The organism is Roseateles sp. FW305-36 (assembly GCF_058787015.1).
Window position 1 is genome coordinate 42,280 of record NZ_JBYSZK010000005.1, and the last position, 21,421, is coordinate 63,700.

The 21,421-nt window shown below is 67.5% G+C and carries 18 protein-coding genes and 1 tRNA gene; 5 read left to right on the forward strand and 14 right to left on the reverse strand.

Translation table 11 applies throughout. The features are described 5' to 3' along the window. Positions 1-454: 454 nt before the first annotated feature. The 5 genes from AC3WOE_RS10810 to secA all read right to left on the reverse strand — a co-directional run bounded on the left by AC3WOE_RS10810 (position 455) and on the right by secA (position 8,296). On the reverse strand, positions 455-2,587 hold the full coding sequence (locus tag AC3WOE_RS10810; RefSeq protein ID WP_492690400.1) for a prolyl oligopeptidase family serine peptidase: 2,133 nt from the start codon (positions 2,585-2,587) through the stop codon (positions 455-457). A gap of 178 nt (positions 2,588-2,765) precedes the next feature. Then, positions 2,766-3,995 (reverse strand): bifunctional glutamate N-acetyltransferase/amino-acid acetyltransferase ArgJ, encoded by a 1,230-nt coding sequence (gene argJ / locus AC3WOE_RS10815; RefSeq protein ID WP_492690402.1) that lies wholly within the window; start codon positions 3,993-3,995, stop codon positions 2,766-2,768. Positions 3,996-4,085: 90 nt separating this feature from the next. Further along, a complete protein-coding gene (locus AC3WOE_RS10820; RefSeq protein ID WP_492690404.1) occupies positions 4,086-4,754 on the reverse strand; it encodes a PEP-CTERM sorting domain-containing protein in 669 nt (222 codons plus the stop codon). Between the two features lie 31 nt (positions 4,755-4,785). Continuing rightward, positions 4,786-5,304, reverse strand: a complete 519-nt coding sequence (locus tag AC3WOE_RS10825) for an FxDxF family PEP-CTERM protein (protein WP_492690405.1) — start codon at positions 5,302-5,304, stop codon at positions 4,786-4,788. A 247-nt stretch (positions 5,305-5,551) separates the two neighbouring features. Then, positions 5,552-8,296, reverse strand: a complete 2,745-nt coding sequence (gene secA / locus AC3WOE_RS10830) for a preprotein translocase subunit SecA (RefSeq protein ID WP_492690407.1) — start codon at positions 8,294-8,296, stop codon at positions 5,552-5,554. Positions 8,297-8,454: 158 nt separating this feature from the next. Between secA and AC3WOE_RS10835 the strand changes: the two genes are divergently transcribed. Beyond that, positions 8,455-8,793: a hypothetical protein gene (locus tag AC3WOE_RS10835; RefSeq protein ID WP_492690408.1), complete on the forward strand. Its 339-nt coding sequence runs from the start codon at positions 8,455-8,457 to the stop codon at positions 8,791-8,793. Between the two features lie 34 nt (positions 8,794-8,827). On the opposite strand, the gene AC3WOE_RS10840 is transcribed toward AC3WOE_RS10835, so the two are convergent. The 6 genes from AC3WOE_RS10840 to petA all read right to left on the reverse strand — a co-directional run bounded on the left by AC3WOE_RS10840 (position 8,828) and on the right by petA (position 13,003). Beyond that, a tRNA-Thr gene (locus AC3WOE_RS10840) sits at positions 8,828-8,903 on the reverse strand. Positions 8,904-8,924: 21 nt separating this feature from the next. Continuing rightward, positions 8,925-9,431 (reverse strand): ClpXP protease specificity-enhancing factor, encoded by a 507-nt coding sequence (locus tag AC3WOE_RS10845; protein WP_492690410.1) that lies wholly within the window; start codon positions 9,429-9,431, stop codon positions 8,925-8,927. Continuing rightward, a complete protein-coding gene (locus tag AC3WOE_RS10850; RefSeq protein ID WP_056192820.1) occupies positions 9,431-10,048 on the reverse strand; it encodes a glutathione S-transferase N-terminal domain-containing protein in 618 nt (205 codons plus the stop codon). Before AC3WOE_RS10850 ends, AC3WOE_RS10845 begins: the two co-directional genes overlap by 1 nt. A 137-nt stretch (positions 10,049-10,185) precedes the next feature. Then, positions 10,186-10,959, reverse strand: a complete 774-nt coding sequence (locus tag AC3WOE_RS10855) for a cytochrome c1 (protein ID WP_492690412.1) — start codon at positions 10,957-10,959, stop codon at positions 10,186-10,188. 19 nt (positions 10,960-10,978) lie between these two features. Further along, the gene (locus AC3WOE_RS10860) at positions 10,979-12,385 is read right to left on the reverse strand and encodes a cytochrome b (protein ID WP_492690413.1); all 1,407 of its coding nucleotides are present in this window, start codon (positions 12,383-12,385) and stop codon (positions 10,979-10,981) included. Positions 12,386-12,406: 21 nt separating this feature from the next. Continuing rightward, positions 12,407-13,003, reverse strand: a complete 597-nt coding sequence (gene petA / locus AC3WOE_RS10865) for a ubiquinol-cytochrome c reductase iron-sulfur subunit (RefSeq protein ID WP_492690414.1) — start codon at positions 13,001-13,003, stop codon at positions 12,407-12,409. A 164-nt stretch (positions 13,004-13,167) separates the two neighbouring features. Between petA and mscL the strand changes: the two genes are divergently transcribed. Continuing rightward, positions 13,168-13,590: a large conductance mechanosensitive channel protein MscL gene (gene mscL, locus AC3WOE_RS10870; protein ID WP_492690415.1), complete on the forward strand. Its 423-nt coding sequence runs from the start codon at positions 13,168-13,170 to the stop codon at positions 13,588-13,590. 130 nt (positions 13,591-13,720) lie between these two features. Next, a complete protein-coding gene (locus AC3WOE_RS10875) occupies positions 13,721-16,126 on the forward strand; it encodes a DUF1631 family protein (protein WP_492690416.1) in 2,406 nt (801 codons plus the stop codon). 12 nt (positions 16,127-16,138) lie between these two features. Here the strand turns inward: AC3WOE_RS10875 and AC3WOE_RS10880 are convergent, their stop codons facing one another. Next, positions 16,139-16,816: an energy transducer TonB gene (locus AC3WOE_RS10880; RefSeq protein WP_492690418.1), complete on the reverse strand. Its 678-nt coding sequence runs from the start codon at positions 16,814-16,816 to the stop codon at positions 16,139-16,141. A 22-nt stretch (positions 16,817-16,838) separates the two neighbouring features. Further along, positions 16,839-17,861 (reverse strand): 4-hydroxythreonine-4-phosphate dehydrogenase PdxA, encoded by a 1,023-nt coding sequence (pdxA, locus tag AC3WOE_RS10885; RefSeq protein WP_492690419.1) that lies wholly within the window; start codon positions 17,859-17,861, stop codon positions 16,839-16,841. Positions 17,862-17,935: 74 nt separating this feature from the next. Between pdxA and AC3WOE_RS10890 the strand changes: the two genes are divergently transcribed. Both AC3WOE_RS10890 and AC3WOE_RS10895 read left to right on the forward strand, forming a co-directional pair. Further along, the gene (locus AC3WOE_RS10890) at positions 17,936-19,747 is read left to right on the forward strand and encodes a DUF885 domain-containing protein (RefSeq protein ID WP_492690420.1); all 1,812 of its coding nucleotides are present in this window, start codon (positions 17,936-17,938) and stop codon (positions 19,745-19,747) included. Beyond that, positions 19,744-20,661: a M14 family metallopeptidase gene (locus AC3WOE_RS10895; protein WP_492690421.1), complete on the forward strand. Its 918-nt coding sequence runs from the start codon at positions 19,744-19,746 to the stop codon at positions 20,659-20,661. The genes AC3WOE_RS10890 and AC3WOE_RS10895 overlap by 4 nt, the downstream gene beginning before the upstream one ends. Here the strand turns inward: AC3WOE_RS10895 and AC3WOE_RS10900 are convergent. Further along, entirely contained in the window at positions 20,658-21,404 is a 747-nt protein-coding gene (locus AC3WOE_RS10900; RefSeq protein ID WP_492690422.1) for a Nif3-like dinuclear metal center hexameric protein, read from the reverse strand. The genes AC3WOE_RS10895 and AC3WOE_RS10900 overlap by 4 nt on opposite strands. Positions 21,405-21,421 lie beyond the last annotated feature (17 nt).

Genomic DNA, 21,421 nt, shown 5'->3' on the forward strand with positions numbered 1-21,421 from the left:
GCTCGAGCGCAAGACTTCACGACGCGACGCATCCACTATGTTGCGGATCGGCCGGCCAGCGCGCCGACAAGCGCTGCATCGCCCGCTCGATCGCCTCGGCGCCGCGCCTGGGTCGCCACCAGCGCATAGGCGTTGACACGCGCGAGGGTCAGCCTCCCCGGCCCGCTGCAGTTCCGCTCTGCAGATCATGGTCATGCCGCCCAGCCGATACGCCCGGCACAAGCCCTCTTCACGCGTCGGCACTTCGGCCAGCCAGTCGGTCGCGTGGCGCGCTGTTCGCGCGGCACGGCCGCTGCGCGCAACTGCGGCGACCCTGCCTGTGCCTGCATGCGCTGAACAAAGTCCTCACCGCCCAGGTAGATCTGCTGACGCAGAGGACTCTGGGCCAAGCCTCAAGTATCAAGTCACCTCACTGCCCTTAGACAGTGAGGGCCCGCACAACCGGTAGAGGCAGCTACTTCACCTCGAGCTTCATCGTGTTGGCGATGAAGGCCAGGATGTCGCTGCGCTCCTCGATGATCTTGGAGGTGGGCTTGCCGGCGCCATGGCCGGCATTGGTCTCGATGCGGATCAGCTTGGGCGCGGCACCCGTGTCTGCGGCCTGCAGCGTGGCGGCGTACTTGAAGCTGTGGGCCGGCACGACGCGGTCGTCGTGATCGCCGGTGGTGATCAACACCGCCGGGTACTTGGCGCCGCTCTTGATGGTGTGCACCGGCGAGTAGGCATACAGCGCGCGGAACATCTCGGGGCTGTCGTTGCTGGTGCCGTAGTCGGTCGCCCAGGCCCAGCCGATGGTGAAGTTCTGGTAGCGCAGCATGTCCATCACGCCGACCTGGGGCACAGCCGCGGCGAACAGGTCGGGGCGCTGGTTGGTGACCGCACCCACCAGCAGGCCGCCATTGCTGCCGCCATTGATGGCCAGCGTGGCGGGGCTGGCCACCTTGTTGTTGACCAGCCATTCGCCGGCGGCGATGAAGTCGTCGAAGACGTTCTGCTTCTTCAGCTTGGTGCCGGCCTCATGCCAGGCCGAGCCATATTCGCCGCCGCCGCGGATGGAGGCGATGACGTAGACGCCGCCCATCTTCATCCACGTCGCCGCCGTCACGCCGTAGCCCGGCGTGATGGAGATGTCGAAGCCGCCATAGCCATAGAGCAGGGTCGGGTTCGTACCGTCGAACTTCAGGCCCTTCTTCGCGGCGATGAAGATGGGGAAGCGCGTGCCGTCCTTGCTGGTGACGAACTCGCGGCGGGTCTCGAACTCGTCGGCGTTGAAGGCCGTCTTGGGCTTCTTGAACAGGCTGACCTTGCCGGTCTTGATGTCGTAGCGATGGATCTCGGCCGGCGTGGTCAGGCTGGTGTAGCTGAAGAAGGTTTCCTTGTCGCCCCAGCGGCCGCCGAAGCCGCCGGCGGTGCCGACGCCGGGCAGCTTGACCTCGCTCAGCTGCTTGCCGTCGGCGCCGTGGACGCGCACCAGCGTCGCGGCGTCATGCAGATAGCTCAGCAGGAAGCGGCCGCCGACGGCGGAGGCGCCGGTCATCGCGTCAGGGCCTTCGGCCACCAGCGTCTTCCAGCCGGCCGGCGCGGGATTCTTCAGGTCGATGGCGACCAGCTTGCCGCGCGGCGCGCCCTTGTCGGTCTTGACGATGAGCTTGCCGCCGATGGCCGCGATGGTGGAGTACTGGGCGTCGAAGTCCAGCGTGATGGGCTGGGGCTTGCCACCGGCGAAACCGCCCTTGGGCAGGGGCAGCACCATCACGCCATTCTTGCTGCCGGCGCTCTTCCAGACGCTGATGATGAGCAGTTCGCCATCGTCCGACACCTCGGTGCCGAAGCCCCATTCCTTGTCCTCGCGGTTCTCGGCAACCAGGACATCCTCGCCCTGGGCGGTGCCGAGGCGGTGGTAGTAGAGCTTCTGGAAGTAGTTGGCGCCCTTGAGCTTCTCGCCTTCCTTGGGGGCGTCATAGCGGGCGTAGAAGAAGCCCTTGCCGTCGGCCGTCCAGGAGGCGCTGCTGAACTTGACCCATTCGATGGTGTCGGCGAGGTCCTGGCCGGTGGCCAGGTCGCGCACCTTCCAGGTCTGCCAGTCGGAGCCGGCGCCGGCGATGCCATAGGCCAGCAGCTTGCCGTCACGCGAGGGCACGATGCCGGAGAGGGCCACGGTGCCGTCCTTGGACAGCAGGTTGGGGTCCAGGGCCACCGCGGGCGTATCGCCCAGCGCCTTGGCCGTGTAGAGCACGTTCTGCTGCTGCAGGCCGTCGTTGCGGGTCCAGAAATAGCGGCCGCCTTCGTGGAAAGGAATGCCGAAGCGCTCGAAGTTGTAGAGCTCGGTGTAGATGCGGCGCGCCGGCAGGCGCTGCGGCATGGCTTCCAGGAACTTGTCGGTGACCTGGTTCTGGGCGATGACCCAGGCCTTGGTCTCGGCGCTGTTGTCGTCCTCCAGCCAGCGGTAGGGATCGGCGACGGCGGTGTCGTGATAGGCGTCGATCTGGTCGGCCTTGCGGGTGACCGGGTAGGTCAGCGACTGGGCCTGGGCACTGGTAGCGAGCATGGCGGCGGCAATCGCGAGGGCAGACAGGGTGAGCTTCATCAGGCGGAGTCCTGGATTCGGGAAGGCGCCGATTCTCGACGCCGGTCCGCGCCAGCGCCGATGGTCATGCGATGAAGCCCTGACAGCGAAAACCCGAAGGATCATGCCCACCGGCTGGCAGGCCGGTGGTCCTTCGTCAGGCGTCGGACAGGCCGCAGGGCCTGTCCTCGGTCCGGACTCAGCTCCGGTAGTCGGCGTTGATGCTGACGTAGTCGTGGCTCAAGTCGCAGGTCCAGACCGTGGCGCTGGCCTGGCCGCGGTTCAGGCCGACGCGGATGGTGATCTCGCTCTGCTTCATGACGCGCTGGCCGTCTTCCTCGCGATAGGTCGCCAGGCGCCCGCCCTGGCGCACGACGGCGACGTCGTCCAGGTCCAGGTCGATGAGCCCTTGGTCGAGGTCACCGATGCCGGCATAGCCGACCGCCGCCAGGATGCGCCCCAGATTCGGGTCGCTGGCGAAGAATGCCGTCTTGACCAGGGGCGAGTGGGCGATGGCATAGGCGGCCAGCTTGCATTCGGCCTCGTCGCGGCCGCCCTCGATGGTGATGGCGATGAACTTGGTGGCGCCCTCGCCGTCGCGCACGATGGCCTGAGCCAGTTCCTGGGCCAGGGCGATCAGCGCCTCGCGCAGGGTCTTGGCGTCGGCACTGTCCAGCGAGGTGATCTCGGCATGCCGGGCCTGGCGGCTGGCGATCAGCATGAAACAGTCGTTGGTCGACGTGTCGCCGTCGATGGTGATGCGGTTGAACGAGGCGTCGGCCGCTTCCTTCACCAGCGGCTGCAACAGGGCCGGGGCGATGTTGGCGTCGGTGGCGACGAAGCCCAGCATGGTGGCCATGTTGGGGCGGATCATGCCGGCGCCCTTGGAGATGCCCGACAGCGTGACCGGCACGCCGCCGATGCTGATGCGGCGCGAGGCGGCCTTGGGCAGGGTGTCCGTCGTCATGATGCCGGCGGCGGCCTCGGCCCAGTTGTCGGCCTTCAGCGCCGCCAGGGCGGCGGGCAGGCCGGCGGTGATGCGGTCGACGGGGAGCGTCTCCATGATGACGCCGGTCGAGAAGGGCAGGATCTGCTCGGGCGCGCAGCCGATCAGGCCGGCCAGGGCCTTGCAGGTCGCGCGCGCGCGCGCCAGGCCATCGGCGCCGGTACCGGCGTTGGCATTGCCGGTGTTGATCAAGAGGGCGCGGATGGCCGAGCCGCCGGCCAGATGCTCGCGACAGACCTGCACCGGGGCGGCGCAGAAGCGGTTGGTGGTGAACACGCCGGCGACGGCCGCGCCCTCGTCCAGCGCGATGACGCTGAGGTCGCGCCGGTTGGCCTTGCGCACGCCGGCCATGGTCACGCCGAGGCGCACGCCCGGCACGGGCAACAGGGAGGCGGGATCGGGGGCGGTGAGATTGACGGGCATGGCGCGCTCGGTGAAAGAGTCAGAAAAACCCGCGGATTCTAGGAAAGCAAAAAGGCTCCCGAAGGAGCCTTTGCAAGATGCCGAAAAGAATCAGCGCGGCAGACGGCGGCGGGCCAGCAGGCCGATAGCGCCCAGGCCGGCCAGCAGCAGGGCATAGCTCTCGGGCTCGGGAACGACAGCCGCCGGCGTGGCGACAACCAGATCCTGGTAGGTCCCGTTGGTCAGCTTGGTCAGGCTGTACAGCGATGCACCGCTGTAGCTCTGGGCGGCGGCCAGATAGTTGTCGGCAAAGGTCTGGGCGTCGGTGGCGGTGGTGAGCTGGGCGCCCGTCAGGCCGGCCGTCTTCAGGAAGAAGGTGCCGTTGTTCTCGCTCAGGCTGAACGTGCCGCTGTTCTCGCGCATGATTTCCCACACGGCGAGCTGGAAGCCTGCCTGCTGCACGCCGTCATGCACCGAGGCGAAGCTGCTGGAGTACAGCGCCTGCAGCAAGGCGCCCTGCGCACCGCTGAAGCTGCCGACCGTGTAGGTCTTGAAGCCCCGGCTGGTGATCGCGAACGACTGGTCGGGTTCAATGCAGTAGGCCAGGAAGCTGCCGGTGGCCGCGTTCGTGTAATTGAGGCCACCGGTGATGTAGTTGGCCGTGAGCGAGGTCGTCAGTGCCGGGTCGCCGGCATCGCGGCTGTCGAACCGGATGCTGACGTCGGCAAAGGCCGAAGCGCTGGACAGCAGGGCTGCGGCGAGAGCGAAAGACTTGATCATGGTGGACTGCTCGTGAATTGCGGTCAGGCGCTCAGCCGGCGCGGCGGCGGCGCGACAGGCTCAGGCCAGCCAGGGCGACGGCGACAAGGGCCAGGGCGGTGGGCTCGGGCAGGTCGACGCCGCGGCCGTTCAGTTTGGCTTCGTAGCCTTCGGGCGACTTGACGCCGTAGCCTTCGCCGACGACGTGCAGTTCCCAGTTGCCGGCCGACAGCCACAGCGGGCTCAGGCTCCAGGTTTCCGTGCCGGACTCGTCGGCATCCCAATCCACGCCATGGGTTTCAGTCAGGGCGAAGGTGGCGCCGCCCAGCTTCAGGAAGGCCGACGTGATGTTCACGGAGGCGCTCGGCTCCGGCGACAGGGTGACGAGGGAGGCACCCAGCAGGGTCTGGCTGGTCAACGTGAAGTTGAAGATGTTGTCGAAAGCGGCAGCGTCCTGGCCGTTGGACATGATGTTGTTGTTGCCGAAGGTGAACGACACCGGCGCAGCGGCGGCGCTACCGGCGGCGAAGGCCAGGCTCAGGGCGGCGAGGGCTGTAGACAACGATTTCATGACGCGCTTTCAGGTTCTCTATTCGGGTCTACCCGGGGTTTTCCGGGGCATGGCCTGCACTCTAGGGGGGTGCGCCTTGGGCGAGCACCCCTCATGCCGGTGGCCTGGGGTCTTCTATGTGCTCAAACGCACGGTTTTCCCCCCACTTGGGTGGGCCGCCGGCCGTTTGCAAACCAATGCAAACGGGCCGGCAGAGCCGGCCCGTGAGGGATTCGGGCGCGGATGCCCGGGTGCCGAAGGACCTGGATCAGGCCAGCTTGCCGTGGCAGAGCTTGAACTTCTTGCCGCTGCCGCAGGGGCAGGGATCGTTGCGACCGATGTGGCCGTACTCGGCCAGCAGCGTCGCGGGGTCGACGTCCTGGCTGATGGAGCCGTCCTCGTTGGGATGCTGGTAGGTCACGTTGGACACGGCCTCGGCGCGGCGCTCCATGGCCTCGGCGGCCTGGTTGGCCTCTTCCTGGCTCTGGATGCGCACATTCATCAGCGTGCGGGTGACTTCCATCTTCACCAGGTCCAGCAGCTGCGAGAACAGCTCGAAGGCCTCGCGCTTGTATTCCTGCTTGGGGTTCTTCTGGGCGTAGCCGCGCAGGTGGATGCCCTGGCGCAGATAGTCCAGGGCCGCCAGGTGCTCGCGCCAGCGCTGGTCGATGCTCTGCAGCAGCACCATGCGCATGAAGGGATTGAACTGCTCGATGCCGACGCGGTCGAGCTTGTCCTGGAACAGCGTGTCGCCCGCCTTGATGACGGCCTCGAGCAGGTCCTCGTCGGTGATGGAGTCGCTCTTCTTGACGAGCTCGGCCAGCGACTGGTCGATCTGCCATTCGCCCTGCAGCACCTGGTCCAGGCCGGCCAGGTCCCACTGCTCCTCGACGCTCTCGGCGGGCACATAGGTGCGCACCACGTCGGTCAGCGTGGATTCGCGCAGCGAGGCGATCTGGGCGATCAGGCTCTCGGCCTCGAGGATGTCGTTGCGCTGCTGGTAGATGACCTTGCGCTGGTCGTTCGACACGTCGTCGTACTCGAGCAGCTGCTTGCGGATGTCGAAGTTGCGGGCCTCGACCTTGCGCTGGGCGCCTTCGATGCTGCGCGTGACGATGCCGGCCTCGATGGCCTCGCCCTCGGGCATCTTGAGGCGGTCCATGATGGCGCGCACGCGCTCGCCGGCGAAGATGCGCATCAGCTGGTCGTCCAGCGACAGGTAGAAGCGCGAGGAGCCGGGGTCGCCCTGGCGGCCGGCACGGCCACGCAGCTGGTTGTCGATGCGGCGGCTCTCGTGGCGCTCGGTCGCGATGATGCGCAGGCCGCCCTCGGCGCGCACCTTGTCGTGCAGGCCCTGCCACTCGTCCTTCAACTGCTGGATGCGGCGCGCCTTCTCGTCGGCGGGAATCGCCTCGTCGGCCTCGAGGAACTTGACCTGGTTCTCGACGTTGCCGCCCAGCACGATGTCGGTGCCGCGGCCGGCCATGTTGGTGGCGATGGTGATGACACCCGGGCGACCGGCCTGGGCGACGATCTGGGCTTCCTTCTCGTGCTGCTTGGCGTTCAGCACGTTGTGCGGCAGCTTGGCCTGGTTCAGCAGGTTGGAGATCAGCTCCGAGTTCTCGATGGACGTCGTGCCCACCAGCACCGGCTGGCCACGCGTGTGGCAGGCGCGGATGTCCTCGATGACGGCGTTGTACTTTTCCTTGTCGGTCTTGTAGACCAGGTCCAGTTCGTCCTTGCGGATGGTCGGGCGGTTCGGCGGGATGACGACGGTCTCGAGGCCGTAGATCTCCTGGAACTCATAGGCCTCGGTGTCGGCCGTGCCCGTCATGCCGGACAGCTTGCCGTACATGCGGAAGTAGTTCTGGAAGGTGATGGAGGCCAGGGTCTGGTTCTCGGCCTGGATCTGCACGCCTTCCTTGGCCTCGACGGCCTGGTGCAGGCCGTCGCTCCAGCGGCGGCCGCTCATCAGGCGGCCGGTGAACTCGTCGACGATGACGACTTCGCCGTTCTGCACGACGTAGTGCTGGTCGCGGTGATAGACGTGGCGAGCCCGCAGCGCCGCATTCAGGTGATGCATCAGCGTGATGTTGGCCGCGTCGTAGAGGCTGGCGCCCTCGGCGATCAGGCCGGCCTGGGCGAGCAGCCGCTCGGCGGTCTCGTGGCCGTCTTCCGTCAGGTGGATCTGGTGCGACTTTTCGTCCACCGTGAAGTCGCCCGGCTCGATGACGCCTTCGCCGGTGCGCGGGTCCAGCTCGCCGATCTGCTTCTTCAGGCTCGGAACGACCGAATTGATCTTCAGGTAGACGTCCGTATGGTCGTCGGCCTGGCCCGAGATGATCAGCGGCGTGCGCGCCTCGTCGATGAGGATGGAGTCGACCTCGTCGACGATGGCGTAGGACAGGCCGCGCTGCACGCGGTCGGCCGTCTCGTAGACCATGTTGTCGCGCAGATAGTCGAAGCCGTACTCGTTGTTGGTGCCGTAGGTGACGTCGGCGGCGTAGGCCGTCTGCTTCTGCTCGCGCGGCATCTGCGGCAGGTTGATGCCGACCGACAGGCCCAGGAAGTTGTAGAGCTTGCCCATCCACTCGGCGTCGCGGCGCGCGAGGTAGTCGTTGACCGTGACGACGTGGACGCCCTTGCCCGTCAGCGCATTCAGGTAGACCGGCAGCGTCGCCATCAGCGTCTTGCCTTCGCCGGTGCGCATTTCGGCGATCTTGCCGTCGTTGAGCACCATGCCGCCGATCAGCTGCACGTCGAAGTGGCGCATCTTCAGCGCGCGCTTGCTGCCTTCGCGGCAGACGGCGAAGGCCTCGGGCAGGATGTCGTGGACGGTCGCGCCGCCAGCGATGCGCTGCTTGAACTCGGCCGTCTGGGCGCGCAGTTCGTCGTCGCTCAAGGCCTCGTACTTCGGCTCCAGCGCATTGATCTGGGCCACGGTACGGCGGTACTGCTTGAGCAGACGCTCGTTGCGGCTACCGAAAATCGAGGTGAGAAGCTTGGGCAACATGCTGCGACTTGAGTGCTGGCGGGCGCCGGCGAGGCCGACGGAACGCGCGAATCTGGGGGCGAGCCGGGCCAATGCAAGAAGGGTTTGCCTGGCCGCGCAAAACGTCGCAGTTTAGCAGTGGGGCCATGACGGCCTGGCCGCCTCACTACACTGCCGTCATGTCCTCCACGCCCCGCTACCTCGGCCCCAAGAGCGTGCGCGCCTCCGTCCCGTCGCCGACGCCGGTGGCCGAGGCCCTGCGCGCCCATGAGGGCCTGAGCCAGCTCCACGCAAGGCTGGAGGCGTCGCGGCGGCGCCTGCGCATCATCGCGCCCGCCCTGCCCGGCGCCCTGCTGGCCAGCCTGCAGCCCGGGCCGCTGGACGAGGACGGCTGGAGCCTGCTGGCCGCCAACGCTGCCGTTGCCGCCAAGCTGCGCCATCTGCTGCCCCGCCTGGAAGCCCTGCTGGCCCAAGCCGGCCTGCCTGGCCATATCCGCGTCAAGCTGATCCAGAAATGAAAAACCCACTGTCGCGAGACAGTGGGTTCTTGATTGGTGCCGGCTATCGGATTCGAACTGATGACCTACCGCTTACAAGGCGGTTGCTCTACCAACTGAGCTAAGCCGGCGAAAGTCGGGATTCTAGGCGCTCACTTGACGCGTTTCAGCGAAGGCCGCGGACCGCCGCTGGGTGCATCCGGCGGCGGCGTGTCGTCGCCCTCATCGTCGCTGGCCTCGCTCGCCAGCCGCAGGCCGCTGCGGCGCGGTTCGGCGGCGGGCACGGCCGCCGGCGCAGCAGCGCCTTCAGCCAGCGGCTCGGGCGCCGGGAAGGCCATGCCCTGGCCGTTCTCGCGGGCGTAGATGGCCACGACATGGTCCACCGGCACGATGATCTCGCGCGCCACGCCGCCGAAGCGGGCCTTGAACTGGATGAACTCGTTGCCCAGGTCCAGGCCGCTGGTCGCATCGAAGCCGATGTTCAGCACGATCTCGTTGTTGGACACGTACTCCATGGGCACCTGCACCGAACGGTCGACATGGACCGCGATATAGGGCGTGAAGCCGTTGTCCGTGCACCAGTCGTGCAGGGCGCGGATCAGGTACGGGCGGGTGGACGTGCCCCCACCTGCGCCTGTCGAAGCGGGGGTCTGGTCCATCAGCGGCGCATCACCTTTTCGGACGGCGTCAGCGCCTCGATGTAGGCCGGGCGGCTGAAGATGCGCTCGGCGTACTTCAGCAGCGGCAGCGCGTTCTTGGACATGTCGATGCCGTAGTAGTCCAGGCGCCACAGCAGCGGGGCGATGGCCACGTCGAGCATCGAGAAGTCGTCGCCCAGCATGTACTTGTTCTTCAGGAAGATCGGGGCCAGCTGGGTCAGGCGGTCGCGGATCTGCGAACGGGCCTTCTCGAGCTGCTTGTCCGTCGCCTTGGTCGTCGTGCCGCGGCCTTCGAGGATGTTCACGTGGGCGAACAGCTCCTTTTCGAAGTTCAGCAGGAACAGGCGCACGCGGGCGCGGGCGACCGGGTCGCCGGGCATCAGCTGCGGATGCGGGAAGCGCTCGTCGATGTACTCGTTGATGATGTGCGATTCGTACAGGATGAGATCGCGCTCGACGAGGATGGGCACCTCGTTGTACGGATTCATCAACGCGATGTCTTCGGGTTTCGCGAACAGGTCAACGTCACGGATTTCGAAGTCCATGCCTTTCTCGAACAGCACGAAACGGCAGCGGTGCGAGTAGGGGTCGGTGGTACCGGAGTAGAGGACCATCATGGCTTGGGCTCCCGAGGGGTCAGTCAATCAAAACACGCGGCAGGCCGCCGCGCAAAAAGCAAACGCAGTGGGTGGCTGGAAGCCCTCCCCACTGCGTGTTTGGCGCCCCCGTTCGGGATGCGCCGGGACTCAATGGCTTACTTCACGTCCTTCCAGTACGAGGCATTCAGACGCCAGGCGAACACGGTCAGGAAGCTGAGGAAGATCAGCACGATGACACCCAGCTGGAAGCGCTGGCCCTGGGCCGGTTCACCCATCCACTGCAGATAGGCGACCAGGTCGGCCACCGCGTCGTCGTACTGGCGCTCGGTCAGGGTGCCGGGCGTCAGTTGCTCGTACTTGCCGGTGAAGACATGGGTCGTCTTCTCGTGGTCGTGCGGATCGGCGATTTCCTCGAACTTGGCGGCACGCTGGCCCTGCAGTTCCCACATCACGTGCGGCATCGCGACGCTGGGGAAGGCCATGTTGTTCCAGCCCGTCGCCTTGGTGTCGTCGCGGTAGAAGCTCCGCATATAGGTGTAGAGATAGTCCGCACCCGAACCCTTGGCGCCGTCGGCGCGCGAGCGGGCGATGACCGACAGGTCGGGCGGGTTGGCGCCGAACCAGGCCTTGGCTTCCTTGGGATCGATGCTGACCTTCATGGTCTCACCGACCTTGTCGGCCGCGAACAGCAGGTTGTTCTTGATGTCGGCTTCGGTCAGGCCCAGGTCGCGCATGCGGTTGTAGCGCATGTAGGCGGCACCGTGGCAGTTCAGGCAGTAGTTGACGAACAGCTTGGCGCCGTGCTGCAGCGCGGCCATGTCCGACATCTTCTCCTTGGGGAACTTGTCCCACTCGATGCCACCGGTGTTGGCTTGGGCGGCGCCGGCCAGGCCCAGCGTGGCCATCAGGATCGCGATCAGCTTTTTCATTGTGTTTTTGCTCCGCGGCTCAGTGGGCGTGGAAGGTCACACGGTCGGGCTCGGGCTTGGGCGTTCCCAGGCGGCTCCACCACGGCATCAACAGGAAGAAGCCGAAATAGAACAGCGTGCCGGCCTGGGCCACCAGGGTGCCCATGTCGCTCGGCGGCTGGATGCCGAGATAGCCCAGCCACAGGAAGAAGACGACGAAGACCGCGTACACATACTTGTGCCAGCTCGGGCGATAACGGATCGACTTGACCGGGCTGTGGTCCAGCCAGGGCAGGAAGAACAGGATGATGACCGCGCCGCCCATGACGACGACGCCCCAGAACTTGGCGTCGAAGACTTTGAGCAGGAAGATCAACACGGCCGCGGCGACCAGCAGGGCGACCTTGGCGGTGCCGCCGAACTTGCCCTTCAGGAAGCTCACGATGGCCGCGATGCCAACCACGCCGCACAGCACGTTGACCATGGTGTCGGTGGTGGCGCGCAGCATCGAGTAGAACGGCGTGAAGTACCAGACCGGGGCGATGTGGGCGGGCGTCTTCAGCGGGTCGGCCGGGATGAAGTTGTTGTACTCCAGGAAGTAGCCGCCCAGCTCAGGCGCGAAGAAGAGGATGGCGGTGAAGACCATCAGGAAGATGCAGACGCCGTAGATGTCGTGCACCGTGTAGAACGGGTGGAAGGCGATGCCGTCCAGCGGGATGCCGGTCTTGGGGTCCTTGTGCTTCTTGATCTCGACGCCGTCGGGGTTGTTGGAACCGACGTCGTGCAGGGCCAGCAGGTGGGCCACCACCAGGCCCAGCAGCACCAGCGGCACGGCGATGACATGGAAGCTGAAGAAGCGGTTCAGGGTGGCGTCGCCGACGACGTAGTCGCCGCGGATCATCAGGGCCAGGTCCGGGCCGACGAAGGGCACGGCGGCGAACAGGTTCACGATCACCTGGGCGCCCCAGTAGGACATCTGGCCCCAGGGGAGCAGATAGCCCATGAAGGCTTCGGCCATCAGGCACAGGAAGATCGCGCAGCCGAAGATCCAGACCAGCTCGCGCGGCTTGCGGTAGCTGCCGTAGATCAGGCCGCGGAACATGTGCAGGTAGACGACCACGAAGAAGGCCGAGGCACCCGTGCTGTGCATGTAGCGGATCAGCCAGCCCCAGGGCACGTCGCGCATGATGTACTCGACCGACGCGAAGGCCAGGCCGGCATCGGGCTTGTAGTGCATCACCAGGAAGATGCCGGTGACGATCTGGATCACCAGCACCAACAGGGCCAGCGAGCCGAAGATGTACCACCAGTTGAAGTTCTTCGGCGCGTAGTACTCCGACATGTGGACCTTGTAGGCGTCGAACGCGGTCGGGAACCGGTTCTCCAGCCAGGTCATGGTCTTCACGCCAACCGAGGCGCCTGCGGGAGCTTCTTTGAATTCAGCCATGTCTCGTCCCGTGTTTCCTGTTTAGGCCTTCTTGCTCTCGCCGATCAGCACGCGGCTGTCCGACAGGAACATGTACGGCGGCACCTCGAGGTTGTCCGGCGCAGGCTTGTTCTTGAAGACGCGACCAGCCATGTCGAAGGTCGAGCCGTGGCAGGGGCACAGGAAGCCGCCGTTCCAGTCGTCCGGCAGCGAGGGTTGGGCACCGGCGACGAACTTGTCGCTCGGCGAGCAGCCCAGATGCGAGCAGATGCCCACGACGACCAGGAATTCGTCCTTGATCGCACGGGTTTCCTTGTTGACGCCCTCGGGCAACGGGAAGGCCTTGCGCTCCGAATTCGGGTCGGCCAGCTGGGCGTCGTTCTTCTTCAGGCCCGCGAGCTGCTCCGGCGTGCGGCGCACGATCCAGACCGGCTTGCCGCGCCACTCGACGGTGAGCTTCTCGCCGGGCTTGATGCCGGAGATGTCGGCCTCGACGGGGGCACCGGCGGCCTTGGCGCGCTCGCTGGGCGCGAAAGTGCTGACGAAGGGCACGGCAGTCGCGATACCGCCGGCGGCGCCGGCGCAACCGGTTGCAATCAACCAGGTCCGCTTGCCTTGGTCCACTTGCTGGTCACTCATGAGGGTCCTCTAAAGAGACTTCTGATCAGGGGCAACTCAGGATTCTAACGGACGCTCACAGCCCCTCCCGGGCTTGCACGGACCTGCCGACCCGAGGTTTACCCGGCTTCTGGCCTCCCGCACTTGGCGCCAACATCCAAACTCCCCCCTACCAGGAGTCCCGCATGAGTTTCTTCTCCGAGTTCAAGGAGTTCGCCGTCAAAGGCAATGTCATCGACCTGGCGGTCGGCGTGATCATCGGCGGCGCCTTCGGCAAGATCGTCGACTCCCTGGTCGGCGACGTCATCATGCCGGTCGTCAGCAAGATCTTCGGCGGCCTGGACTTCAGCAACTACTTCATCCCGCTGGCCGGCCAGACGGCCACCACGCTGGCCGAAGCCAAGAAGACCGGCGCGGTGCTGGCCTACGGCAGCTTTCTGACCGTTTCGCTGAACTTCATCATCCTGGCCTTGATCATTTTCCTGATGATCCAGCAGATCAACCGCCTCAAGCGCGAGCCGGAAGCCCCCGCGGCGCCGGCAGCGCCGCCGGCCACGCCGGAAGATATTCAGCTGCTGCGCGAGATCCGCGATTCGCTGAAGCGCTAAGCTCTCATCCCGCTCCGCCGCCCGGTAAGCAATGGTTACCGGGCTTTTTTGTGCCACGGATTTGGCAACCGGCTGAAAACCCAGGCTTGTTGCAGGCGCGATACTTTCGACGCCGCTTGCCAATTTGTTGATGAACGCGCCAGAGATCCGCCTGAATCCGCACCTTGAAGCCTCGCTGACCCGCATCCGTCTGGCGGGAGAGCAGGCGGCCGAGCGCTGCGCGGAAGGTCTGGGGCTGTCGGCCCTGTCGGCCGGCCAGGTCAAGAAGCGCGATGCCCTGCTCGCGGCTCAGTTCGTGTTCCGCCAGCAGCAGGGGGTGTTCTCCCAGCGATTCGTGCAGAGCCTGCGCAAGCAGGTGGCGGCAGAACAATCCGACACGTCGCCCGCCGCGGCCCCCACCGCCAAGAAGAAGGACTGGGGCGAGCTGTCGCTGATGGACGACGACCAGGTCAACAACCTGGTGGCGGCCGACCGCATCGGCCTGGCCATCGGCCACCACTGCGAGTGGGAGCTGCGCGAGGTCGAGTCCTATGTGGCGGGCATCCAGGTCGGCGAGCGCAACCCCCTGCGGCCCGAACTCATCGGCCAGGGCCTGCTCGACGCCATCCAGGCCATCACCGACGACCCCGTCACCCGCCAGACCCTGACCGACGAGCTGACCCGGGCCCTGGCCCAGGAGATGCGCGCCTGCTATGCCGACATCGCCGAGCTGCTGCGCTCGCGCGGCCTGCGCCCTCAGGACCTGCGCGTGCGCGCGACGCCGGACGGCAACTCCCGCCTGGGCGGCCTGGGCGGCGCCACCCAGCCCGGCGATCTCGACTCCAGCCACGGCAGCATGTCCACGCGCGGCGGCTACGGCGGCTCGGGCCACGGCGGCCTGAACCCCGGCGGCGGCCGCAACACCGGCTTCGGCGGCCTGGGCGGCGGCGGCGCAGGCTACGGCGGACGCGGCGGCGGCGGCTTCGGCCGGGTCGAGCCGCAGATGATGGACCTGATGCGTCGCCTCGCGCAGACGCCCGCGCCCTACGAGGCCGCCTTCGACAGCCACGGCAATTCCGGCCGCGTGGGCCTGGACACTCTTGGCGGCGAGAGCCCCAGCGCCTGGGGCCAACTGCCCCTGCCGACCAACCTGATCCACCAGCATCGCGACGAGCTGCGCCAGCTCGCCAACGGCCGGCTGGACCACATGGTCATCGACGTCGTCGGCAGCCTGTTCGACCAGATCCTGTCCGACCCCAAGGTGCCGCCGCAGATGGCGCGCCTGCTGGCCCGCCTGCAGCTGCCCGTGCTGCGCGTGGCCCTGGGTGACGAAACCTTCTTCTCCTCGCGCCGCCATCCGGTGCGGGTGTTCGTCAACCGCATGGCGTCGCTGGCCTGCGCCTTCGACGACTTCAGCGACGATCCCGGCCGCTCCTTCCTGTCCCATGTCCGCGACCTCGTGCAGGACGTCGCCCAAGGCGACTTCGACCGCATGGACGTCTACACGGCCAAGCTGGACGCCCTCGAAGCCTTCATCGCCGAGCAGACCCGCAACACGCTGAAGGCCGCCGGCGACGCCGCCGCGGTCGTCGAGCGGCGCGAGACCGATCTGCGCCTGCAGCAGCGCTATGCCCTGCAGCTGCAGCAGCAACTGGCCCGCGTGCCGATGCAGGATTTCCTGCGCAGCTTCCTGGCCCAGGTCTGGAGCCAGGCCATCGTGCTGGCCTCGCGCGAAGGCGCGCCGGAGCGGGCCTTGCGCCTGCGCACCCTCGGCCGCACCCTGGTCATGAGCGTGCAGCCCAAGGGCGGCACGGCCGCCCGCGCCGATTTCCTGCGCGAGCTGCCCAATCTGATGCGCACCCTCAACGAGGGCATGGACCTGATCCGCTGGCCGGACGGCCCGCGCAAGGACTTCTTCGGCGTGCTGCTGCCCGCCCACGCCGAGTCGCTGAAGGGCCAGGCCCCCAGCGCCCTGGACACCAACCTGCTGATCAAGCAGCTCGACCAGATCTTCGGCGTCGCGCCGCCGGGCGAGGCCGACCTCGCCAGGCCCATCGCCGGCGAGAGCGCGCCCGGCGATCTCGATGCCAGCCAGCGCCTGACGCCGGCCGAGGCCAAGAGCCTGGGCCTGGTCGAAGAAGCCAGCGTCGACTGGAATGGCGAACTGGACCTGGACCTGTCTGGCAACGATGCCGTGGCCGCCGCCGAACCGCTGCAGGCCGTGGACATCTCCATCGACGGCCTGCCCGCCGCCGAGAGCGCCGCCGAACCCGCCAGCGGTGCGCTGCTGATCGACAACATGCAGCTGGGCTTCGCCTACCAGATGCACACCGGCACCGAGTGGCAGAAGGTGCGCCTGGCCCATGTCAGCGCCGGCCGCAGCTTCTTCATCTTCACGCATGGCAGCCGCCATCAGGAGACGGTGACGATGACGGCCCGCATGCTGCGCAAGCTCTGCGAGGCCGATCGCATGCGCGCCTTCGAGCCCGCCCTGCTGCTGGAGCGCGCCACCGCCCGCGCCCGTGCCCAGCTCGCAGCCCTGGGCGGCGGACGCTAGGGCGACCGCCCCCTACCAGCGAAAAGGCGCGTTGCCGCTGCCACGTTGACGAAACTCCACCGGCGCGTCGTCGGTGGTATTGAGTTTGAAGCCCTGGTGGATGGGCACCGCAAAAGGCACGCCGTTGATCTGCGGCGGCCGGAACTCCCACAGCCCCAACGTCACGCTGGCCCAGCGCAGCACCGAAGGCGGCATGCCTGGCAACGCCTTCACCTTGACCTCGCCGCAATGCCCGTCCGTGCCGACGACACATTCCGCATCGACATCGCCCGTCCAGCCGGCAGACTGCGCGATGTCCTTGGGATAGCCAGCGTACTCACGCCTGATCACCAGCGGCTGCACGTCCATCCCGGCGATCTTGACCTGCCCGCCTTGCGCGCCTGGTGTGATCTCCAGGTTGATGTACAGGCCTGTGCGCAGCGTGGCGGGCCGCCCCGAGGCGTCCTGCGGCGGCGCGATCTTGAGGTTGGCGAACTTCTTCTTCAGTCCGTCCCAGAACGCGGCGGGATGCTCGGCCTCGTCGTGCGGGCGCAGCTCGACCACGCGCCCCTCGACGTCGAACAGCGCATCGAACGCGGCGGTGACGCGATAGCTGTCGGAATCAGCCTTCAACTCGCCGCGGCCGGCGGCAACAGCCAGGCTGGACGCAGCAGCCAGGGCCATCCAGGCCCAACGGATCTTGATCGGCATGCAGCCCTCCCTGGGCTCGGGTTCATATGGCGGCGGATATTAGCCACCGCGCCATCGTCAGCGCAGCCCACAGGCTGGCCGGATCGGCCACGCCCCGCCCGGCGATGTCGAAGGCCGTGCCGTGGTCGGGGCTGGTGCGCACGAAGGGCAGGCCCAAGGTCACGTTGACGCCCTGCTCCACGCCGAGGTACTTGACCGGGATCAGGCCGTGGTCGTGCACCATGGCGACGACGACGTCGAACTCGCCGCGACGGGCGCGCATGAAGATGGTGTCGGGCGCATAGGGGCCGCTGGCATCCCAGCCCTCGGCACGCGCGTCGGCGATGGCAGGCGCAATGTGCCGGATCTCCTCGTTGCCGAACAGGCCGCCCTCGCCGGCATGCGGGTTCAGCCCGGCGACGGCGATGCGCGGCGCGGCAAAGCCCATGCGGCGCATGGCCTCACCCGTGATGCGCAATGTCTCAAGCACGCTGTCCCGGGTGACACGTTCGATGGCCTCGCGCAGCGAGCAATGGATGGTGACCAGCACCGTGCGCAGCTCCTCGTTGGCCAGCATCATGCGCACCGGCGGTGTTGCCCCGTCCTTGCCGGCCAGGGCCTGCAGCATCTCGGTATGGCCCGGATAGGGCGAGCCGGCCGCGTGCAGGGCCTCCTTGTGGATGGGCGCCGTGACCAGGGCCCGCGCCCGGCCCGACTGGATCAACGCGACGGCGGCCTCGATGCACAGGGCCGCGGCCGCGCCGGCGCGCGCATCGACCTGGCCCATCGGCGCCTGCGCCAGGTCGGCCGGCAGGCCCGCAGGCTGCCACACGGGCAGGCAGTTCGGCGGCACAAGGTCTAACTCTCCAGGTCCATGCAACTCGGCCACGGCCAGGCCACCGCCGATGGCAGCAACGGCCCGCCGCATGACGGTCGCATCGCCCACCACCAGCGCATCGCGCGGCGCCTGGCGTTGCCACAGCCTGGCGATGATCTCTGGGCCGATGCCGCAGGCATCGCCCATGCTGATGACGAGGGGCGCGCCTAGGGAGTTTTCCGGAGTCATGCCTCATTCTTTCATCACGCCCGGGGTCAGGCTGGCAGACTGCCCCGCAGCCCATACATGATGTGGAGATTCCCTTGCGCCTCGCCCTTGTTGCAGCGGCTGTCCTGTCAGTTTCGACCGGCCTGCATCTGACCGCCCCCGCCCTCGCCCAGACGGCTCCCGCCAGGCCCGCCGCCACCGCGACCGACGCCGCCACCAAGGCCCACCAGGCCCTCCAAGCCCTGTTCGACGAGGCCTGGGAATCCGAGGCCCGCGCCGCGCCCGAATGGGCCACGCTGCGCGGCGACCTGCGTTTCAACGACAAGCTGAGCGACCGCTCCGAAGCCGGCCTGGCGGCCCGTGACGCCTTCGCCCGCGACATGCTGGCCCGCGCCCGCGCCGTGGACGCCGCCCAGCTCAACGACACCGACCGCGTGTCGCTGGCCCTCTTCATCAACCGCTACCAGCAGGACGTCGCCATGCAGGGCTTTGCCGGCTGGCGCACGCTGACCCTGGGCACGCTCTACGGCGCCCAGTCGGCCCTGGCCGGCTTTGCGCGCAATGTGCCGGTCAACAACGAGGCCCAGGTCAAGCAGTGGCTGGCCCGCCTGGCCGCCTACCCGGCGCGCGTCGACCAGGAGATCGCCATCCTGCGCCACGGCCTGGCGCTCGGCTGGGTCACGTCCAAGCCGGTGCTGGCCCGCGCCATCGCCCAGGTCGAGGGCCAGCTGCCCGAAGACGTCACCAAGAGCCCGGTCTACGAGCCCTTCCAGCGCATGACGGTGGACGCCGGCGTCAAGGCCAACTACCAGGCCCAGGGCCAGGCGGCGATGCGCGACATCTTCTATCCGGCCCAGCGCAAGCTGCTGGCCGTGCTGAAGGACGAGCTCAGCCCGAAGGCTCCCGACAGCGGTTCGCTGTCCAGCTACCCGGGCGGCGACAAGGTCTACGAGGCGCTGATCCTGCGCCATGTGACGCTGCCGCTGGCGGCGGGCGACATCCACACCACCGGCCTGCGCGAGGCTGCGCGCATCCGCGCCGAGATGGAGAAGGTCAAGGCCGAAGCCGGCTTCGACGGCGACCTGGCGGCCTTCAAGAAATTCCTCTACAGCGACCCCAAGTTCTTCAGCCACAGCGCCGAGGAACTGCTGGACGGCTACCGCGCCATCGCCAAGCGCATCGACCCCGAACTGCCCAAGCTCTTCGCCCAGCTGCCGCGCTCGCCCTATGGCATCCGCGGCATGCCGCCCTACACGGGCGAAGGCGCGGCCGACAACTACAACGGCCCGTCGCTGGACGGCACGACGCCGGGCTGGTTCAACGCCAACGCCATCGCCTTCAAGCGCCGCCCCAAGTGGGCCATGGAGACCCTGGTGGCTCACGAGACCGTGCCCGGCCACCATCTGCAGATCTCGCGGCAGGTGGAGCTCGGCGAGTTGCCCAACTTCCGCCGCCAGTCGCAGTACTCGGTCTTCAGCGAAGGCTGGGCCCTCTATGCCGAGACCCTGGGACCGCAGATGGGCCTCTACCGCGATCCCTACACGCGCTTCGGCCACCTGCAGGCGCAGATGTTCCGCGCTGCCCGCCTCGTCACCGACACCGGCCTGCATGCGCTCGGCTGGAGCCGCGACAAGGCCATCGCCTACATGATCGAGCAGACCGGCCACGACGCCACCTTCATGACGGCCGAGGTCGACCGCTACCTGTCCCAGCCCGGCCAGGCCCTGAGCTACATGATGGGCGAGCTGAAGATCAAGGAGCTGCGCGCCCGCTCGGAACAGGTGCTGGGCGCCAAGTTCGACCAGCGCCGCTTCCACATGGCCGTCATCGACCAGGGCGCCATGCCGCTGCCGCTGCTGGAGCAGCGCATCAATGCCTGGATCCAGGCCGAAAAGGCGCGCCCATGAGCGGCAAACGCTTCTATCCCATCGGCACCCCCGGCCAGCCCTGGGGCCCGGCGGAAGTCCAGGCCTGGCGTGCACACCTCGTCAAGCAGCGCAGCTACAAGGACGACGTTCTCGCCGCCATCGAGCCGCTGAAGCAGGACTTCGACGTCAGCGAGTACGGCGCAGTCACATACGACGGCGAACGCTTCCCGCTGCTGGCCATCCGCAGCCGCGGCTGGCGCGACGACCTGCCCGTCCTCGTCGTCACCGGCGGCGTGCATGGCTATGAGACCAGCGGCGTGCACGGCGCCCTGCAGTACCTGAGCGAGCATGGGCAGGAAGTCGCCGGCCACGCCAATCTGCTCGTGGTGCCCTGCGTCAGCCCCTGGGCCTACGAACGCGAGCAGCGCTGGAATTTCGACGCGCTGGACCCCAATCGCAATTTCCGCGCGGGCAGCCCGGCAGGCGAATCGACGGCCCTGGTCGCGCTGCTGGCACCCCTGCGCGGCCGCGTGCTGATGCACATCGACCTGCATGAGACGACCGACACCGACGAGTCGGAGTTTCGACCGGCCTTGTCGGCACGCGATGGCAAGGATTTCGTGCCGGGCACCATCCCCGACGGCTTCTATCTGGTGGACGACATCGCCCAGCCCCAGCCGGCCTTCCAGCGTGCCGTCATCGACGCGGTAGCACAGGTCACCCATATCGCGCCGCCCGACGGCAACGGCCAGATCAACGAGTCGGAGCTGCAGTCCGCCGGCGTCATCAACTTCCCGGTCAGCCAGTGGGGGCTGTGCGCGGCCATCACCGGCGCGCGCTTTGCGACGACGACCGAGGTCTATCCAGACAGCCCGCGCGCCACGCCCGCGCAGTGCAACCAGGCCCAGGTGGTGGCCGTGCGCGCGGCCATCGCCTACGCCTTGGCCGCCTAGGCCGGGTTGTCGACGTCGATGAACTGCCAGGTGAGGCCCAGGTCCTGCGCCACCTGGGCGCCCACGCCCTGCACGCCATAGCGCTCGGTGGCGTGGTGGCCGGCGGCGACGAAGGCGACGCCCGTTTCGCGGGCATAGTGAGCCTGGGGTTCTGAGATCTCGCCGGTGATGAAGACGTCGGCGCCCGCCGCGATGGCCGGCTCGAAATAGCCTTGCGCGCCGCCGGTGCACCAGGCCACGCGGCGCAGCGGGCGACCGTCACCGGGCACGGCGGTCACGCTGCGGCCCAGGGTGGCACTCAGCTGCGTCGTCAACGCGCTGAGATCGGTCGCGTCGATGGCGGCGCAGAAACCCAGGTCCTGCTCGCCGAAGCGCCGGTCCGCCGTCCAGCCGAACTGCGCGCCGAGCTGGGCGTTGTTGCCCAATGTCGGGTGGGCGTCCAGCGGCAGGTGGTAGGCGAAGAGGTTGATGTCGTGCTGGATCAGCCGGGCCAGGCGCTGCTTCATCCAGCCCGTCACGCGACCGTCCTGGCCGCGCCAGAACAGTCCGTGATGGACCAGGATGGCATCGGCCTTGGCGGCTACTGCCGCCTCGATCAGGGCCAGGCTGGCGGTGACGCCGCAGACGAGATGCCCCACGGTGTCCCGGCCCTCGACCTGCAGACCGTTCGGCCCATAATCCTTGAAGCGCGCAGGCTCGAGCAGTTCGTTCAGTCGGCGTTCCAGCGCGGCGCGGTCGGTCATGGCTTGAAGAGGATTTG

Excerpts from the sequence above, each read along its gene's own strand:
- AC3WOE_RS10810 (WP_492690400.1), bottom strand. The coding sequence starts at position 2,587 with ATGAAGCTCACCCTGTCTGCCCTCGCGATTGCCGCCGCCATGCTCGCT.
- argJ (WP_492690402.1), bottom strand. The coding sequence starts at position 3,995 with ATGCCCGTCAATCTCACCGCCCCCGATCCCGCCTCCCTGTTGCCCGTG.
- AC3WOE_RS10820 (WP_492690404.1), bottom strand. The coding sequence starts at position 4,754 with ATGATCAAGTCTTTCGCTCTCGCCGCAGCCCTGCTGTCCAGCGCTTCG.
- AC3WOE_RS10825 (WP_492690405.1), bottom strand. The coding sequence starts at position 5,304 with ATGAAATCGTTGTCTACAGCCCTCGCCGCCCTGAGCCTGGCCTTCGCC.
- secA (WP_492690407.1), bottom strand. The coding sequence starts at position 8,296 with ATGTTGCCCAAGCTTCTCACCTCGATTTTCGGTAGCCGCAACGAGCGT.
- AC3WOE_RS10835 (WP_492690408.1), top strand. The coding sequence starts at position 8,455 with ATGTCCTCCACGCCCCGCTACCTCGGCCCCAAGAGCGTGCGCGCCTCC.
- AC3WOE_RS10845 (WP_492690410.1), bottom strand. The coding sequence starts at position 9,431 with ATGGACCAGACCCCCGCTTCGACAGGCGCAGGTGGGGGCACGTCCACC.
- AC3WOE_RS10850 (WP_056192820.1), bottom strand. The coding sequence starts at position 10,048 with ATGATGGTCCTCTACTCCGGTACCACCGACCCCTACTCGCACCGCTGC.
- AC3WOE_RS10855 (WP_492690412.1), bottom strand. The coding sequence starts at position 10,959 with ATGAAAAAGCTGATCGCGATCCTGATGGCCACGCTGGGCCTGGCCGGC.
- AC3WOE_RS10860 (WP_492690413.1), bottom strand. The coding sequence starts at position 12,385 with ATGGCTGAATTCAAAGAAGCTCCCGCAGGCGCCTCGGTTGGCGTGAAG.
- petA (WP_492690414.1), bottom strand. The coding sequence starts at position 13,003 with ATGAGTGACCAGCAAGTGGACCAAGGCAAGCGGACCTGGTTGATTGCA.
- mscL (WP_492690415.1), top strand. The coding sequence starts at position 13,168 with ATGAGTTTCTTCTCCGAGTTCAAGGAGTTCGCCGTCAAAGGCAATGTC.
- AC3WOE_RS10875 (WP_492690416.1), top strand. The coding sequence starts at position 13,721 with ATGAACGCGCCAGAGATCCGCCTGAATCCGCACCTTGAAGCCTCGCTG.
- AC3WOE_RS10880 (WP_492690418.1), bottom strand. The coding sequence starts at position 16,816 with ATGCCGATCAAGATCCGTTGGGCCTGGATGGCCCTGGCTGCTGCGTCC.
- pdxA (WP_492690419.1), bottom strand. The coding sequence starts at position 17,861 with ATGACTCCGGAAAACTCCCTAGGCGCGCCCCTCGTCATCAGCATGGGC.
- AC3WOE_RS10895 (WP_492690421.1), top strand. The coding sequence starts at position 19,744 with ATGAGCGGCAAACGCTTCTATCCCATCGGCACCCCCGGCCAGCCCTGG.
- AC3WOE_RS10900 (WP_492690422.1), bottom strand. The coding sequence starts at position 21,404 with ATGACCGACCGCGCCGCGCTGGAACGCCGACTGAACGAACTGCTCGAG.